Here is a 16395-nt window from a genome sequence, read left to right on the forward strand (position 1 = left end):
TTTATCTATGAAGGAATTTTTGGAACGTGAACGTTACAGCGAAACGTACAATTGGCTTTATCATGAGAAATCGCCCTATCTTCAACAACATGTAAAAAATCCTGTTAATTGGTTTCCGTGGTCTGCGGAAGCATTTACTAAAGCAAAACGAGAAGGGAAGCCGCTAATGGTTTCCGTCGGTTATTCTTCCTGACCCTGCGGGGTCATAAGATGAATTAAAAATAAGAAGATTGGTTGTTATTAAATCTTGCCATTGGTGTCATGTAATGGAGCAGGAAAGCTTTGAAAATGCAGAAGTGGCAGCAGTGTTAAATGAAAAATTTGTGCCTGTGAAAGTGGACCGGGAGGAGCGCCCGGATGTGGATGCAATCTATATGTCAGCATGCCAGGCTATGAACGGACACGGCGGCTGGCCGCTGAACGTGTTTATTACGCCGGACCAGAAGCCCTTCTATGCAGCCACCTATATTCCAAGGAACCAGATGGGCAGTATGCCGGGAATTATGGATGTCCTAAGCCAGCTTTCAGATATCTACCGCGACGACCCCGAGCGAGTGGCGCAGGTGGGCAATGATATTTCCAAAGCGTTGGAGCCGCGGGCTTTAGAAACGAGACAGCTGAATATCAATAACGTGCATACAGCGTTCCGCGCCTTCACTCAGCAGTTTGACTCTTCGTACGGCGGATTCGGGTCTGCCCCAAAGTTTCCAAGTCCGCATATCGTAATGTACCTGCTGCATTACTATCATCAATTTGAAAGCGAGGGTGCGCTGTACATGGCCACCTCCACGCTCGATGCAATGGCTTCAGGAGGCATCAGAGACCATATTGGCGGCGGGTTTTCCCGTTATGCGACGGATGAGGCGTGGCTTGTGCCGCATTTTGAAAAAATGCTGTACGATAACGCGCTGCTCTTAATGGCGTATACGGAGGCGTATCAACTGACGGGTGAGACAAGGTATAAAGAAGTCGTGGAGGAAATTATTGAGTACGTGCACCGGGATCTGACGCATGAAGAAGGCGCGTTCTTCTGTGGAGAGGATGCCGACAGTGAGGGGGAAGAAGGTAAATTTTACGTCTGGACCCCGGAAGAGATTGAAGATGTGCTTGGGGAAGAGCGTGGCGAACAGTTTGCGATTGAGTACGGTATCGACCCCGCCGGAAACTTTGAAGGAAAAAGCATTCCCAACCGGATCAACCGTCCGACCGCTGGCTGGAGTGATGCAGAACGCCGCGGGGCACTGCAGGCCTTATACGAACATCGGGAAAAGCGTGTGCGTCCGTTCCGGGATGAAAAAATACTTACGTCCTGGAATGGCTGGATGATTGCTTCGATGGCTAAGGCAGGACGGGTTTTCCAGAAAGAGGAATGGACGACGTTTGCGGAGGAGGCGTACCGTTTTATTGAAACCCGGCTCCAGGATCAAAACGGGCGCTTCAAAGCCCGCTGGAAGGATGGCGACGTGCAGTATGATGCATATGTGGACGATTATGCCAATATGATCTGGGCCAGCACTGAGCTTTACGCTTCGACTTGGAAGCCGGAGTATATTGAAAAGGCGTCTGCCTGGGCAGAAACGATGGTTAGCTACTACTACGATCAGGAAAACGGGGGATTCTTTCTCACAGCGTCCGATGGGGAATCACTTCTGTTCCGGCCAAAGGAAGCTTTTGACGGAGCCGCACCTTCCGGCAACAGCGTGGCTGCGGTGCAGCTGATGAGACTTGCTCGTCTTTCCGGGAAAATGGAATTTGAACGAATAGCCGAAAAAACGTGGGAAGCTTTTTCGGCCTCCATCGAACAGGCGCCAACTGCCTTTGGTCACCTCATGCAGGGGCTGGTGCTTTTTCACGGCGACAGAAAGGAAGTAGTTATCCGGCCTGCGCAGGATGATGAAGCGTTTCGGGTGAAGACCTACATCCAGCGTGCATTTCATCCCGAAGTGACAAGCCTGGTGGCCGAATTGGAGACTGACCTCAGCCGGGCGGCTCCGTTTGCAGAGGATTATCCAGTGCAAAACGGAAAGACCACTATCTATGTCTGCCGGGACTTTTCCTGCCATGCGCCGGTGCACAGCACAGAAAGCATGAAATATTTATTCGGCACCGGGCAGGGGGAACAATGACGATTATTACGGTGGAAGCAGAAAACAACGCGTGGATTCCAGAGCTTTCCGGCCGGCTTAAGCGTTATTTTCCCGAGGCAAAGCTGATCGAACGTTTGACGCAGTTTCCTGAGGACCCATGGGAGTGGGTCGAAGCCGAACGACTGCGGAACCGGGAGGCGAAACAGTGGGAAGAGGAAGGTGTACCGGTAATCGTGGAAGGAGACGTGCTTTCCCCATTTATGAAGGCCTGGATGCACTATTTCCGTAAGCCCTGGCCTGAACTGTACGAGCTTGATGATTATTACCGTAAGCGCCTGCAGGATTTTCGACTTCATCTGTCGCAACGGTACGTTTTCATTCAGCAGGAAGAAAAGAAAAAATGGCGGTGGCCGAAGCGGAAATCTCCGCTCGAAGAAGAGAAGGAAGCCAAATACCGCTATTATAACGGCATGAAGTCGCATACACCGGAACTGATTGATCTGGTGGCTTACGATTGGCTCGGCACGTATCCCGACTATCTTGACCAGCACTGGCCGGCAGAACATCCTAAACGGGAATGGCCGATACAACTGTATGAATTTATGATTTATTTTGCTGCTAATCAACGGGCGTGACAAAAGTCGCTCCCGTTTTTTCTCTCTTTATTTAAAGCATGATACAATAATAAAAGCATGTAATGAAGGGTTCTGACAGCATGAGTGCCATTGGGGAATTTATTTTAATCGCTGTTATTATTTTTACAGGAAGCTTTATCCAGGGCGTCAGCGGCTTTGGTTTCGGCTTGTTCGTGATGAGCTTTGTGCCGTTTTTCTTTACGCTGCAGTTCAGCTCGCTTCTCGTTATTTCACTGTCGGTTATCACCGCCCTGAGCATTATAGGCAAGGTCTATAAGCACATTCAGTGGGCGCAGCTCGGATATTTGCTGGCAGCCACCGCAGCAGGAAGATTTGCAGCTTTTTTTATACTACATAACTTTGGGGAAATGGATATTCTGAAAAAAGTACTCGGTCTCGTGCTTCTCGGCATGGTCGTGTATACCTTTGCCCAAAAGCCGGAAAAAAAACTGCGGCCGGTCCCGAAATGGGTTCCGCTCACGCTCGGCTTTTGCGGTGGGCTGGTAGGCGGCGTATTTGGTGTTGGCGGTCCTTTTTTTGTTGTTTATTTTCTATTAACCACAGCCAACAAATACCATTATACGGCGAACCTGCAGATTACATTTTTAATTGGAAGTCTTTTAACTGTTCTTGCCCACGCAGGCGCCGGTGACTATTCAAAGGAGCTGCTGCTTTATGTTCCTATAGGAATTGTGTGTGTGCTGCTTGGAACAAGGATTGGTATCCGCTATTTTGAAAAGCTGCCGCAAAAGCATATTCGTACACTTACGGCCGTTATTATTGGAATAGCCGGCCTGAATATGCTGTTTTTTGCTTGATACTGAATGGAAAGGAGGAGAACCCTGATGCCTAGGCAGCGAACAATAGACCGCCGAATGCTTTTTCAGGAAACGGAAAAGCTAATCGTGGAAGAAGGCTACCATTCGTTTCATTTTAAAGCCCTGTCGGAACGGCTCGGGGTGGCGAGAAGCACCATTTATAATTACTATGCTAAAAAAGAAGAATTAGTAACGGCATACATGCTCGATAAACTAGAGCAGGTATTCGCCCAGCTTGATGAAGCCGATCGGCAGGCGAATTTTTCCGTACGTATGAAGGCCTATATCCGGGTATGGGTGCAGCAGGCATCGGTCCATCAGGCCTTTGATATTTTCCCGGTCATGGACCACCATGCTTCCGCACAGGTGGAAATAAACGTAGAACAGCTTCAGCAGTACTTGGGGCAACTGGGGAGCCGGGCGTCTACTCTAATCGAAGCCGGTAAAAAAGAAGGGGCTATTCGAGGGGACCTCCCGACGCAGGGCATCACGCGGCTGCTGATGGTGGCCGTACAGGCACCGGACCCGTCTCTGAGCGAGGAGGAATGGGTAGAGACCATTTATAATATTTTTTTAAACGGTATCAGACATCCGTAAATAATTTTTAAATTTAAATGACACTAGTGTCATTTTCGTTCCAAACAAAGTATACTGGGGTAATAATACTGTGGGGGGAGAAACGTGAAAAAAATAATTGCAAAACCGAAGCTGATTTTATTATTTATGGCGATGCTTGTCATCGTCGGTACGCTGTCTTTTTTCCAGCTGCCGCAAAAAGAAATTCCATCAACCAATCCACCGGTGGGGCAGGTGACCACGGTGTACCCTGGAGCCTCGGCCGAGGAAGTGGAAACGACAGTCACGAACCAGCTTGAAGAAGAGATTGATAACGAATCGGCCACAGCGTCGATTTCTTCGATCTCCTCGCCCGGGCTGTCGTCCATTACTGTAGAGCTTGATGAAAGCACTGAAAATCCAGAGCAGGTGTGGAATAGTCTCGAGCAGAGGCTATCACAGGTGAGCACCACGTTTCCGGATGATGCAGAAGAGCCTTCCATCAATAGCGAACTGAGTCAGCAGGGGCTGGCTATTTATCAGCTGACAGTGGAGGAAGAATCGGTTCCGGAAGCGGTACAGCTGATTGAAAACTGGGAGCAGCGGTTCACTGGTATAGCAGATATCGACAGCCTGGAAATTACTGGCGACGTGGAGCGCGAGCTGCAGGTTCGCCTCGATAGTGAAGCACTCGAGGAGGAAGGATTGCAGTCCGGCCAGATTATTGGGGCGTTCTCCTCAGCCTCGGAGATCGTTCCGCCCGGAGAGTGGCAGCGCGGAGGAGAGCTGTATCAAGTAGAGCTTGAAGCACTTGAAAACGTAGAAGACTGGGAGAGCATTGAGGTGAGCCAGGGACAGCAGGGCGGCGGAGAAAGTGTTCTACTCGGGGACGTTGCCACAGTGGAAAACACTTATGAGCCGATAGATGAACAGGTGGAATACAATCAGCAGTCGGCCCTGTCGGTAACATTCTTTCTCGCGGATAATGCGAGCGTGCCGCAGGCACAAAGTAGTTTAGATGACGTGATAGGGGATTTTGAACAGCAGCTGCCTGCAGGCATGGAGCTGACCCAGCTCTATACGCAGGGCGACGTCGTAGAGGATTTATTTTCAAGTCTGGCTATCTCATTTGTGGTGGCATTTGTGTCGGTATTAATTGTGTGTTCTATCGGCCTGCGGCTGCGGACAGCCCTTTCGGTAGCTATATCGATTCCGGCAGCACTTGCGATCGGGATGATTCCTCTTCCGTTTACCGATGTCGGTCTGAATCAAATTTCGTTGATTGCTTTTATCATTTCGCTTGGGATTCTCGTTGACGATGCCATTGTCGTAAACGACAACATTGACCGCCGGCTCCGGAGGGGCGACAGCCCGATTGAAGCAGCAAGCAACGGGGTGAGGGAAGTGCTTGTATCCGTTATTGTGTCAACGCTTGCTGTTGTATTTACCTTTTTTCCGCTTTTATTTCTTCCGGGAGCGGCTGGTTCGTTTATCCGCCCCCTGCCTGTCGTGCTAATTACGGTATTGATTTCGTCTACGCTTCTTGCGATCTTTTTTATCCCAATTTACCGGGGCATTGTAGAAAAAAGAAGAACAAAGACACTCAAGCGCCCCTCGCCGGGATTTCTGGGCTCCTTTCTCGACCGTTCAGCCAGATGGTACAGTAAACGAGTGTTGACGCGTGTCGTAAAGCGGCCGATTATCGTGTCGCTTGCCGGCCTGATACTCGGAACATCGGCATTTGCGCTCGTGCCGTACACGCCGCTCGAGTTTTTCCCGGACACGGAGCGGGAGGAAGTATTTATCGAAGCATCGGTGCCCGAAAATACCCCGCTTGAGGAAACGGAAACCCAGGCGGAAGAAGTCAGCGCCTGGCTGCAGACACGAAAAGGAGTAACGTCGGTGTCTTCTTATGCCGGGACGGAGATTCCTACCGTATTTTCGGGTGGGGCAGGAGGCGGTGCTGCCGGCCCGAACGATATGAATTTTCTCGTTTACGTAAACCCTGAAGAGATTCCGGCAAGAGAAGGAAGTGAAACGTGGCCGCAAGAGATCCGGAATACCTTCGACAACGTCGAAGCCCAGGGGTCAATCGTTGAATCCGGGCCGCCGGTGGGTGCTCCGATTGCGATTGAGCTTTCCGGGAAGGAAACAGAGGAGCTCTTCTCTGCAGCAGCGGAAGTCGAAGCATTGTTTGACGCAACGGACGGAGTGGATTTGGCTGTGTCTAACGCCAATCAGAACGTGAATCAATGGCGGTTTGAACAGGACAGGGAGGCCATGGAAGGGACAGGCGTCACCAATGAAGCTGTAAGCACCGAGCTCCGGCTGCTTGGGGAAGGCGTGCCGTTTGGCCAGTGGAATACGGATAATGAAGTAGTACCGGTCCAGGTGATGTATGATAACGGAGAGCAGGTTATAAACAGCGACCTGAACCAAATTATTATGGCCAGAGACGACAATGGAGAAGACGTTACGTTAAATGATCTGGGGGAGGGCACAGAGGAAACAACGATTTCCGCTGTCCCGCATGAAAACACAGAGCGGACCATTACAGTCCGAGCGTACCCGGGAGATGTCTCCGAAGACGAAATTTTAGCCGTAGCTGAAGATTCTCTTGACTCGATTGAAAATGAATACGGAGGAGTCAGTGTCCAGATAGGCGGCGAAACCTCTGAACGAAACGATGTATTTATTGATATTGGGCAAATATTCATCGTAGTAGTCTTTTTGCTGTTGATTTTGTTTGCCCTGCAGTTTTATTCGCTCCGGATCCCGTTTATCGTATTGAGCGCAGTATATGTTGCTATCGCTGGAGTTATTCTCGGTCTGTTCCTAACTCAGACAGGACTTGGTTTTATGTCAATGATGGGGGCTGTCAGTCTCGCCGGTATCGTCGTACGGAACGCAGTCGTTATGATAGAATTTATGGAGCAGCGCCTCCGCGCGGGGGCAGATGTGCGAACGGCTGTCACGGCAGCCGGAGAAGAACGGTTCCGGCCAATTCTTTTAACAAGCTTAACGTCCATCGCCGGCCTGCTTCCGATTGCCCTTGGGGACAATCCATTGTTTCAGCCGCTCGGCACAGCCATCGTAACTGGCCTTGTCTTTTCCACAATAATGACGCTTCTTTTAGTGCCGGCTCTGTATACGTGGAAAACGGAAAGCGACCAAAAAAGACATACGCGAAAATTAAAGAAAAAAGGTGAATGAAATTGAAACAGCTCGCAATTATTCCCTGCGGGGCGAAAAAGGCCTGGGATGCAGATCCGGGCCTTGGCCCCCTCCCTGTAAAACATGTGTACCAGAGTACTTTTCATCAGCTGTGCCGGGCTTACGCCGAAGCGTTCACTGACCAATGGACTGTGCTCTCTGGAAAACATGGCTTTATGTATCCGCAGGAGCGTATTGATGCAAATTACGACGTCACGTTTGGGAAAAAACAGCGGGAAGAAGTTTCCACGGAGTTTTGTCTGCAACAGTGGCAGACAAAGCAGATGGGTGAGTATGACCAGTATGTAGTGCTTCTGGGACGGAAATTCAATCCGCTCATCGCCAGACTACTGCCAATGGAACGGACTGTTTTTCCGCTGCGGGACTACCGGGGGATGGGATACATGCAACAGGCGTTAAAGCAGGCGGTGGGAAATAATCGTCCGCTGCCCGGCCACGCGCAGGAACAATTATGATTGAGACGGCCGTGTTTTTCCTGACAACAGCAGTCGTGCTAACGGCCCTTACCTATACACCGGTCGTGGGTACCTATCTTTCCCTGTTTCAGACACTGGTACATGAGAATGGCCATGCTTTTATGGCGCTTGCCACCGGCGGAAAAGTGCGCTCCATTTCTTTATTTTATACGCGGGAGGGTCTCGCTGAAACCGGGCATAAAGGCAAACTGGGCCAGGCGCTTACAACATTCGCGGGCTATCCGTTCGCAAGCGGCATGGCTCTTCTATACAGCTGGATATTTACGTCCGGGTGGTACAGTGGGCTCATGCTTGGTCTCGTAGGTCTGTTCATTTGGAATACACTTTTCTGGGTCCGCAATCCTGCCGGGATTATCTGGGGGCTGGCAGCTTCTGCAGGAGGACTGTATGTGCTGATTGAAAATATGGAAATACTTAAGATATGGATAATGTTTATTCTCGGGGTGCTTCTGCTCACCCAGTCGGTGCGTTCAGCCTGGATTATCCTGCAACGTAGTCTGCGGATGCCTGGCGACGCCGGAGATGCTACCGGTATGCATCGTGTGAGCCGTGTTCCCTCCCAGGCGTGGGGAGTGCTATTTTTCGCTATGGCACTTGCAGCCGCATGGTTTTCAGCCGGATTCTGGCTGCAGTGGGACAGCTCTGTATTAATTCAAAGAGGAAACGCCTAGGCGCTTCCTCTTTTTTATATAGAGAAAAGGCCTGCTTCGGCAGCCTGGGAGGGAGGCTTCTGAAAAAACGCCTACATTAAAACTAGAAGCATACTTTCATGTAAAAATGGGAAGAGTTGAAAAGAGAAATAAAGTGATTTGTTAAGAAATGAGGGAGAGCGTGTGACTGAAACAGTCGATTCGAGTCAAAAAATACTCTCGACAGTGGATAAACTGTGGGGAGAGGAAGTGGAGTTTTTACAGACGATCGCCCGGTTCCCAAGTACGATCGAACATGAGGGCTCGCTTCAACTATACTTAAAGGATTTTTTTCAAAACGAGCTGCAGATGGATGTGGAAACAGTGGAGGTCGATGAAAAAGAGATTAGCTCTCTCCCCGGCTATGCCCCGAGTGAGTGGTCCTACGCGGGCAGGCCGGTTGTTGTGGCGAAAGCACCGCGCAGCATTCAGGAGTCTAAAGGAAACAGTCTGCTGTTTCAGGGACACGTGGATGTAGTGAGTCCCGAGCCCAAACATAAATGGAGCGTGGATCCGTGGAGTGCTCTGCAGATCGGGAACCGTCTGTATGGGCGCGGGGTCCTTGATATGAAAAGCGGCGTAGCGGCGATGGTTTACGCCTACAAAGCCATTCAGGAGGCAGGCTACGAACCGGCTGCTGATTTTTCCATCAAAACCGTTATCGAAGAAGAAGCTACGGGCAACGGGACGCTCGCAGCAGCGAATGCGGGATATCTGGCAGATGCGGTGCTTATTCCGGAACCGTTCGGCCAGTGCCCCTCCACTGCGCAGCTCGGAAGCATCTGGCTTCGTATTCATATTGATACGAGCAGCAACCTTCAATCGGATCGAACCGGCGTCGGGGCAAACGCCATTGAAAAAGCCCAGACTATCATTGAGGCTTTGCAGAGCTACCGGGAATATGTCAATCGGGATGAACAAAAGCCACCGGAGTTTGCCCATATGAAAGAACCGATTGACGTAGAGGCAGGCACGATGCACAGTGGAGATTTTGCCTCAAATATTCCGGTAGAAGCCACCCTTGAAGTACGATCGGCCGTTTACCCGGGGAAAGATCCGGCCGAAGGTAAACAGGATTTAATCGATTGGATTCTCGATAAAACGAAAGATGATGAGTGGCTCCGCGAGCACCCTCCGTCCTTTGAATCCTTCGGCTTTCATGCAGAGGGAATGATAATGCCCGAGGAAGACCCGCTGTTTGCCAGGCTCGATGAAGCCCATGAATTTGTAACTGGCACACGTTGCGGCCGGCAGGCAATACCAGTTACGACAGATGCCCGGTATTACGGTCTTTATTACGATACTCCTGTTACGTGCTACGGGCCGTCGGGTGCAAAAATGCATGAACCCGATGAATGGGTGGATCTTGAAAGTGTGAAAAACGTAACAAAAGTGTACGCCGACTTTTTAATCCGGTGGTGCGGCATTCATAAAAAGAAAGGAGACACTTGATGAGCTATTCGCGTGCCTTGATTGTGATTGACTATACGGTGGACTTCGTAGCGGAAGAAGGAGCCCTGACCTGCGGAGAGCCGGGACAAAAAATCGAAAACGCCATTCATCAATTAATCGAAACCTCTCAGGCAGCCGGTGATTTTATCGTATTCGCTCTCGATCGTCATGAAGAGGGGGATGCCTATCATCCGGAAACGGAATTATTTCCTTCCCATAACATAGCAGGCACAAAAGGAAGAGACCTGTATCGAAGCATTCAGAGCCTGTACGAAACTATACAACACCAGCCGAATGTTTGGCAGGTGGATAAAACAAGGTATAGTGCCTTTGCAGGAACGAGCCTGGAAATGAAATTAAGAGAACGGGGCATCACCGAGCTCCATCTTGTCGGAGTCTGTACCGATATATGCATCCTCCATACTGCGGTGGATGCTTATAATAAAGGGTTTAATATCATTATTCACCAGGACGCCGTAGCCAGTTTTGATGAAGCAGGGCACGCATTTGCATTAAAGCATGCAGAAAATATTTTAGGGGCAGCAGTCCTATAGAAAGGAAGAGCATCATGGCTGAACAAAACCAGGGACCGCTTGGCGTTGTACATCAACAGATCGCTGAAGCATCCCAGCTTATTCAACTGCCAAACACTATAGAAACGATACTGAAGCATCCGAAAAGAAAGGTAGAAGTTCAGTTTCCAGTGGAAATGGATGACGGCCATACCCAGATGTTTACAGGCTACCGCACACAGCACAATGACGTTCTCGGGCCGGTGAAAGGCGGCCTCCGTTTTTATCCCCAAACAGATGAAGAGGAAACAGAAGCGCTTGCTGCCTGGATGACATTTAAGTGTGCACTGGTGCAGATTCCGCATGGGGGAGCGAAGGGCGGAGTCGTATGTGACCCGTCTCTTCTGAGTGACCGGGAAATTCGCCAGGTAAGCCGGGGGTACACCGAGGCGCTGTTTGACCTGCTTGGCCCGAATAAAGATGTGCCGGCTCCGGATGTGTATACAGATCCTAAGATCATGAGCGTAATGATGGACACGTATTCCCGTATGGCCGGAGGACATGAGCCCGGCGTTATCACTGGGAAGCTGCCTCTCGTCGGTGGTTCAAAAGCAAGAGAATCAGCGACTGCCCGCGGCGCTGTGTATATTATTGAAAAAATGCTTGAAAAAGAAAACAAGCGTGCTGAAGATGTACGCGTAGCCGTGCAGGGATTTGGCAACGCCGGTCAGATTGCTGCGAGACTTTTGTATGATATGGGCTGTAAAATTGTTAGCGTCAGCGATTCCAAAGCAGCTCTTTACGAGGAAAATGGGCTTGATATTCCAAGAGCCCAACAGGCAAAAGCAGGGAATGGGCTGCAGGAATACGGAGAAAACTATATGCTTGAAAACAATATGGACATTCTTTACACAGAGGCTGACATTCTGATCCCAGCTGCCATGGAAGGCGTTATTACAGAAAAGAACGCAGAGCGGGTAAAAGCGCCGAAAATTATGGAACTTGCAAACGGACCGACAACGCCGGAAGCAGATCATATTTTAAAGGACCAGGGGCAGCAGGTGTATCCGGATATTTTAGTGAACGCCGGAGGAGTCATCGTATCGTATCTGGAGTCGGTCCAGAACCACATGAACTACTATTGGTCTGAAGATGTAATTAATGAACGAATGAAAGCCTTTATTCTTGAGGCGTATGAACAGACGGAAAAATCCGCCTACGAGCACAAGACAACGAATAGAAACGGCGCCATGACCTTTGCTATAGGCCGCCTGCAGGAAGCAATGGGTTATCGTGGCTGGATTTAAAAAATTAACGAATTATACGTGAAGCTATAGCCATAGTGCATAGAACGAGATAAAATGCTAAGTGTGAGTTTTTCCGGAAACGGGAAGGAAAATGCTAAGAGTTCTAGGAGGGATTAGATGGATTGGTCAAAAGAATTTGATTTTCATAAAAATGACACAGAAGACACTACGGCAGAAAAAATGAAACGTATCAGCAAGTGTATTGATAAGCTCTGGGGCGATTTCGACGAGGTTTTAATGGAAATTGTGGACCAGGGTGAATTGGAAAAAGAAGACTACAGAAAACGGTTCAGAGATGAAACTTTCACCATTGAACTTCTGGAATCAGAATTAAAAGGTTCCGTCAGCGGTCACTTCGACCGTAATATTGACGTTATGGTTGATTTAACACTGGATGAGCCGAAAAAGAAAGCACTCAGTCAGGTATTTCTACCAAACGATAAGCTGTACCTGATTGATACACGCAGCAACCAGTGGGTAATTGCCGAAGCCGGCAAAAAGCCAAAAGACTGCACGAAGCTGGAGAAAAAGCATATAGAGCAGGTATTTGCTCATATGCTCCGCGAATACAAAGTAACGAATTAATAGCAAAACAGGCACCCAGCTTCATGGTTGGGTGTCTGTTTTATCATATAACTTAAAAAGGAAACCTTGACAATAAGCGCTTTTACACGTATTCTTACATTTGTCTTTGCTCTTTGCGACAGAGGTTTCTGTATCCTTATGAATGTATATTTGCCCTAGTAGCTCAGGGGAAGAGCAACAGCCTCCTAAGCTGTAGGTCGCAGGTTCGAATCCTGCCTAGGGCGCCACTTGTAAAAATGTACCCCCGTGCCGGCGCACGGGGGATTTTAATATTTACTCTTCGACTGGCTGAGTGAGGGCCGGGGGATGCATATTTTATTGTGCCTTGAAATTTCCAATATAAAAGTTGCCTTTGGGAAAATGTATGTCCAAAAGTGAAAAAGGTTTGAAAAGACCGGACAGATGCACTAAAATTAAATTAAAGATTCTGACAAAAAGCGGGAAGGGAGTTAAAATGATTATTATTATTTTATCCCTGATGTTGTTTGCTGTGCTTACTTATTTATTTTACGAACTGTGGAACACAAATGCAGAGATGAAAGAAAATAGGCAGCATTGTTCACTACTGTACGGAAGCTCGCTGCTTGCGCTTGTGTTGTTAAATACATCTATGCTTTTATGAAACTTCGCCGAGGCGGAGTTTTTTTGTGAGATTTGGTAGTGCTAAACTAATAAATGAAAGAAAGTGATGGAAGTATGTATCATCCTGGAATTGTATAATATAAGGTAGTAACCAGGATAATAATCTGCAATAGGGGTTGCAGCTATAATATTATTCACTGAAGAAGCACAACTGGAGTGGGGAATATGGGGAAGTTTTATGCGATTGTTACAGTGCTTGGCCTGGGCATTGCCGGACTGTTCGGATATCATTGGTACGATACAGAGTCGAGCATACAGACGATTCACATGCACAAAGAAGGCAACAATTTATCGAGAGAAGCAAATGTGCCTGCTGCATCGCCTTTTTTTCTATTCAACGACAGGGGAGAATTACATTTTTTGAGCGTTACTGAAAGAAATATTATGTCCCAAAAGCAACAGAAAAAATATTAAAAAGCAGGCAGAAAACTTTAATAGAGCAAGGCTTGTTTTTACGGAAGAAATTGAATGTGCCTTAATGGTTGCTTTTCAAACCCTGGAATGTGAATATATAATAAAGAAAAGATTTGCCAGGCAGTGGGAGCCAGGGCAATTGTGGAAAGCAAACTTTATGGAATAACGATTATAGCCGATAGTGGGACATCTGCCGGAACCTGCTCTTATAGAGCGGGTTTTGTACGGTTATTTGCAGGGAGGGAAGATATTTTGACTTCAATTATAGCTCATCGGGGGGCTTCAGACCGCCGCCCGGAAAATACAATGTCGGCTTTCCGCCAGGCCGTTACAGACGGGGCAGACGCAATTGAAACAGACGTGCAGCTTTCAAAAGACGGGGTTCCAGTATTAATTCATGATACGCTTTTGAAACGAACGACTGGAGCTTCCGGGAGTGTTCATGAATATACATACAAAGAACTGCAGGACTTAAGCGCTGGGGCGTGGATGAACAAACGATACCGCAAAGAAAAAATCGTCAGCCTGGAACGTCTGCTGCAGGAAACAAGCACGGAAGAGATGAAGTTTGTGCTTGAGCTGAAAAATTCCAATGTTGCACATAAAGGGCTTGAAGAAGCTGTAATTAACCTGCTGAATGACTACAAAAAGATTGAGTCAGCTACCGTGTCAAGCTTTAACCACCGCTCGATGGCCTACGCCCGGGAGTTATCGGAAGAGGTAAACATCGCAATTCTTTATGCGGTGCATCTATACCGACCGTGTGAATACGCGAAAATTGTCGGGGCTACTGAGCTTCATCCTCATTACCGTACAATTGACAAAGCTTGGATTGACGACGCTATCAACGCGGAACTGGAAGTAGTTCCGTACACTATTGATAAAAAGAGTGGATGGAAAAAAGCCATAGAGGCTGGCGTTACTGGGATCATTACGAATAAGCCTAAGGCACTGCAGCAGTATTTATATCCCGCAGAACCAGAACAGCTAGAGGGCGGCCCATTGAAATCAAACTCATCGGAACAACCCAAACAGCTGGAAGAAAAGGGAGCCTCGAAAGAGTGAAACTTCCTTTCGCAGCGCGTGTCTATAATTTCATTGACCGAATAACAATCATATTAAAAGAAGCCTGCCTTTACAAAAAAGGGGGCTTCTTTAAGTGCTCTTTTTTGATAATCCGAGCATCCGGTACTGCTAAAACGGTCACTACAGCAGCCCTACTTTTTCAAGTCCACGCGCAATCCCGTCATCACCTACATCAGCTGTAATATGGCGGGCACAACTTTTGACCTCGTCCGGGGCGTTCCCCATAGCAACACTGTTGGGTACGTACTGAAGCATTTCTACATCGTTATAATTATCCCCAAAAGCATAGCAGTTCTCAAGCTCGATGCCGGCTTCAGCGATGAGGTTTTTAATACCGTTTGCTTTGGATCCTCCTGGAGGAATAACATCGAGAGAGTAAGGATGCCAACGTACAAATCGCAGATCCTGCATCTGATCTACATAACGGTTTTCCTCATCTTCGCGGGCAAATAGAAGGGCCTGGTAAATATTATTCTGCTCTGCAAACGAAGCATCAAATTCGGGATGTTCTACGCCGAGTGTCGTTATGCTGTCATGAATGTCATGGTGGAATTCAATATTTGCTTTCATGGCAGTGCTGCCCATAAACACAATCGGGTGTTCTTTCTCAGCAGCGAAGGCCTGCAGAGACTGAAGTGTTGTAGTAGGGATCGTATTTTGATAAATAGCATTTCCCTTGTATTTTACAAACTGGCCGTTGAATGAAATAAACGTATGAATATCGAGTTCTTCCCGGAGGTCATCGAACAAATAGGGAGCTCTTCCAGTGGAAATCGCGATGTCATGGCCCTTGCTGCGAAGCTTATGAATAGCATTCCTGGTAGAACCGGGAATCTGTTTGTTTTCATCATACAGCGTTCCGTCAATGTCGAAAAAAATCATTTTTTTACTCATGTATAGGGTCTCCTTTTCTGCGCTTCTGCCCGTCCAGTATACTACAATCACTTGTATTCTACCAACGCAGCCTCAAAAGAAGCTAATAGTAATCATGAAGCAGAGGGGCAGGATGCTTTTTTTGCCGCCTCCGATAGACGAGTGCGTTAATTTCTCCGCCAATAACAAGAAGCATACCGACCAAAAACAGCCATATCATTAATACGATAACACCGCCAAGGCTGCCGTATGTGGAAGCGTAGTTGGCAAAATTGTTAACATAAAAGGAAAACCCAAGTGAAATTATCTGCCAGAGTAGCGTAGCTGTCATTGCCCCCGGCAAAACAGTCCAAAATGGCATGTTGTTATTCGGTGCAAGATGATAGAGCGTGGCAAGAATAACAGAGGTGACTGAAATAGTGACAATCCAACGGAGAAGCTGGACGAGAAAGACGGTGTCCTCCGGCACATAAATGAATGATTGTATAGCTGATAAAATCAGGCTGCCGAAAACGGGGAGGAAAAGAGCGATAATTACTGAAAGCATTAATCCAAAGGTTAAACCTACCGATATCAGCCGTACTATAAAAAAGGGTCTTGTCTCCAGCACATCATACGCCCCGTTCATTGCCCGTATAAAAGCATTCAGTCCAAGAGAAGCTGTCCATATTGTTCCAATGATCCCGATGGTAAGCAGCCCATTGCTTGAGCTGTTGATCGTATCTTCAATCGTCTCCTGGAACAATGAAGCAGTCTCTGCAGGAACGAATTGGTACAAAAGTGAAACAGCCCGGTCGGCGTCTATGTTGAAATAAGGAAGAAGCGATAGAAACAAAATAAGCAGTGGAAAAATGGATAATAGATAATAAAATGCCTGTTGAGCAGCAAGGCCGGCTGCGTTATCCTTCGTTAATTCTGAGAAAAGATTTTTCATAAAAGCAGTTATGTTTTTGATGCTACCCCTCCTTTAGTTTGGCCTTATTCTTATTATACAAAACGGGAGGAAAAGAAAAACCTGTGCACAGCTGCT

15 protein-coding genes, 1 tRNA gene and 1 pseudogene are annotated in these 16395 nt (G+C 48.0%); 15 read left to right on the plus strand and 2 right to left on the minus strand.

Annotated features, from left to right (window positions below; all coding sequences use genetic code 11):
• The first annotated feature begins 7 nt into the window (after window positions 1-7).
• The 15 genes and pseudogenes from CHL76_RS02475 (at window position 8) to CHL76_RS02545 (ending at window position 14471) form a co-directional block, all read left to right on the plus strand.
• Window positions 8-2126 (plus strand): annotated as a pseudogene (locus tag CHL76_RS02475) (thioredoxin domain-containing protein).
• Window positions 2123-2722: a hypothetical protein gene (locus CHL76_RS02480; RefSeq protein WP_094907802.1), complete on the plus strand. Its 600-nt coding sequence runs from the start codon at window positions 2123-2125 to the stop codon at window positions 2720-2722. The pseudogene CHL76_RS02475 and the gene CHL76_RS02480 overlap by 4 nt, the downstream one beginning before the upstream one ends.
• Before the next feature lie 80 nt (window positions 2723-2802).
• Entirely contained in the window at window positions 2803-3540 is a 738-nt protein-coding gene (locus CHL76_RS02485) for a TSUP family transporter (protein WP_158219040.1), read from the plus strand.
• A 27-nt stretch (window positions 3541-3567) separates the two neighbouring features.
• Complete coding sequence (locus tag CHL76_RS02490; RefSeq protein ID WP_158219041.1) at window positions 3568-4137, plus strand: TetR/AcrR family transcriptional regulator; 570 nt, start codon at window positions 3568-3570, stop codon at window positions 4135-4137.
• A gap of 84 nt (window positions 4138-4221) precedes the next feature.
• A complete protein-coding gene (locus tag CHL76_RS02495; protein WP_094907804.1) occupies window positions 4222-7308 on the plus strand; it encodes an efflux RND transporter permease subunit in 3087 nt (1028 codons plus the stop codon).
• Window positions 7305-7784, plus strand: a complete 480-nt coding sequence (locus CHL76_RS02500; protein WP_094907805.1) for a DUF6884 domain-containing protein — start codon at window positions 7305-7307, stop codon at window positions 7782-7784. The genes CHL76_RS02495 and CHL76_RS02500 overlap by 4 nt, the downstream gene beginning before the upstream one ends.
• The gene (locus CHL76_RS02505) at window positions 7781-8476 is read left to right on the plus strand and encodes a M50 family metallopeptidase (RefSeq protein WP_094907806.1); all 696 of its coding nucleotides are present in this window, start codon (window positions 7781-7783) and stop codon (window positions 8474-8476) included. Before CHL76_RS02500 ends, CHL76_RS02505 begins: the two co-directional genes overlap by 4 nt.
• A gap of 162 nt (window positions 8477-8638) precedes the next feature.
• The gene (locus tag CHL76_RS02510; RefSeq protein WP_158219042.1) at window positions 8639-9946 is read left to right on the plus strand and encodes an ArgE/DapE family deacylase; all 1308 of its coding nucleotides are present in this window, start codon (window positions 8639-8641) and stop codon (window positions 9944-9946) included.
• The gene (locus CHL76_RS02515; protein ID WP_094907808.1) at window positions 9946-10500 is read left to right on the plus strand and encodes a cysteine hydrolase family protein; all 555 of its coding nucleotides are present in this window, start codon (window positions 9946-9948) and stop codon (window positions 10498-10500) included. Before CHL76_RS02510 ends, CHL76_RS02515 begins: the two co-directional genes overlap by 1 nt.
• Window positions 10501-10514: 14 nt before the next feature.
• Window positions 10515-11765, plus strand: a complete 1251-nt coding sequence (locus CHL76_RS02520) for a Glu/Leu/Phe/Val family dehydrogenase (RefSeq protein ID WP_094907809.1) — start codon at window positions 10515-10517, stop codon at window positions 11763-11765.
• Window positions 11766-11882: 117 nt separating this feature from the next.
• Window positions 11883-12350: a hypothetical protein gene (locus CHL76_RS02525; protein ID WP_079475984.1), complete on the plus strand. Its 468-nt coding sequence runs from the start codon at window positions 11883-11885 to the stop codon at window positions 12348-12350.
• Between the two features lie 152 nt (window positions 12351-12502).
• A tRNA-Arg gene (locus tag CHL76_RS02530) sits at window positions 12503-12577 on the plus strand.
• Window positions 12578-12804: 227 nt separating this feature from the next.
• Window positions 12805-12972 (plus strand): hypothetical protein, encoded by a 168-nt coding sequence (locus CHL76_RS16940; RefSeq protein WP_158219043.1) that lies wholly within the window; start codon window positions 12805-12807, stop codon window positions 12970-12972.
• A gap of 185 nt (window positions 12973-13157) precedes the next feature.
• Window positions 13158-13406, plus strand: coding sequence for a hypothetical protein (locus CHL76_RS02540; protein ID WP_094907811.1), 249 nt, complete (start codon window positions 13158-13160; stop codon window positions 13404-13406).
• A gap of 252 nt (window positions 13407-13658) precedes the next feature.
• Window positions 13659-14471: a glycerophosphodiester phosphodiesterase gene (locus tag CHL76_RS02545; RefSeq protein WP_079475987.1), complete on the plus strand. Its 813-nt coding sequence runs from the start codon at window positions 13659-13661 to the stop codon at window positions 14469-14471.
• Window positions 14472-14612: 141 nt separating this feature from the next.
• On the opposite strand, the gene CHL76_RS02550 is transcribed toward CHL76_RS02545, so the two are convergent.
• Window positions 14613-15386 (minus strand): Cof-type HAD-IIB family hydrolase, encoded by a 774-nt coding sequence (locus CHL76_RS02550; protein ID WP_094907812.1) that lies wholly within the window; start codon window positions 15384-15386, stop codon window positions 14613-14615.
• Between the two features lie 82 nt (window positions 15387-15468).
• Complete coding sequence (locus CHL76_RS02555) at window positions 15469-16299, minus strand: YihY/virulence factor BrkB family protein (protein WP_233133199.1); 831 nt, start codon at window positions 16297-16299, stop codon at window positions 15469-15471.
• Window positions 16300-16395 lie beyond the last annotated feature (96 nt).

Source organism: Marinococcus halophilus, from assembly GCF_002265875.1.
Taxonomy (GTDB): domain Bacteria; phylum Bacillota; class Bacilli; order Bacillales; family Marinococcaceae; genus Marinococcus; species Marinococcus halophilus.

What these genes read in the sequence shown, in the direction of transcription:
- CHL76_RS02520 (WP_094907809.1), top strand. Translation starts at nt 10,515, where the DNA reads ATGGCTGAACAAAACCAGGGACCGCTTGGCGTTGTACATCAACAGATC.
- CHL76_RS02555 (WP_233133199.1), bottom strand. Translation starts at nt 16,299, where the DNA reads ATGAAAAATCTTTTCTCAGAATTAACGAAGGATAACGCAGCCGGCCTT.
- CHL76_RS16940 (WP_158219043.1), top strand. Translation starts at nt 12,805, where the DNA reads ATGATTATTATTATTTTATCCCTGATGTTGTTTGCTGTGCTTACTTAT.
- CHL76_RS02480 (WP_094907802.1), top strand. Translation starts at nt 2,123, where the DNA reads ATGACGATTATTACGGTGGAAGCAGAAAACAACGCGTGGATTCCAGAG.
- CHL76_RS02490 (WP_158219041.1), top strand. Translation starts at nt 3,568, where the DNA reads ATGCCTAGGCAGCGAACAATAGACCGCCGAATGCTTTTTCAGGAAACG.
- CHL76_RS02485 (WP_158219040.1), top strand. Translation starts at nt 2,803, where the DNA reads ATGAGTGCCATTGGGGAATTTATTTTAATCGCTGTTATTATTTTTACA.
- CHL76_RS02540 (WP_094907811.1), top strand. Translation starts at nt 13,158, where the DNA reads ATGGGGAAGTTTTATGCGATTGTTACAGTGCTTGGCCTGGGCATTGCC.
- CHL76_RS02525 (WP_079475984.1), top strand. Translation starts at nt 11,883, where the DNA reads ATGGATTGGTCAAAAGAATTTGATTTTCATAAAAATGACACAGAAGAC.
- CHL76_RS02515 (WP_094907808.1), top strand. Translation starts at nt 9,946, where the DNA reads ATGAGCTATTCGCGTGCCTTGATTGTGATTGACTATACGGTGGACTTC.
- CHL76_RS02550 (WP_094907812.1), bottom strand. Translation starts at nt 15,386, where the DNA reads ATGAGTAAAAAAATGATTTTTTTCGACATTGACGGAACGCTGTATGAT.
- CHL76_RS02505 (WP_094907806.1), top strand. Translation starts at nt 7,781, where the DNA reads ATGATTGAGACGGCCGTGTTTTTCCTGACAACAGCAGTCGTGCTAACG.
- CHL76_RS02500 (WP_094907805.1), top strand. Translation starts at nt 7,305, where the DNA reads ATGAAATTGAAACAGCTCGCAATTATTCCCTGCGGGGCGAAAAAGGCC.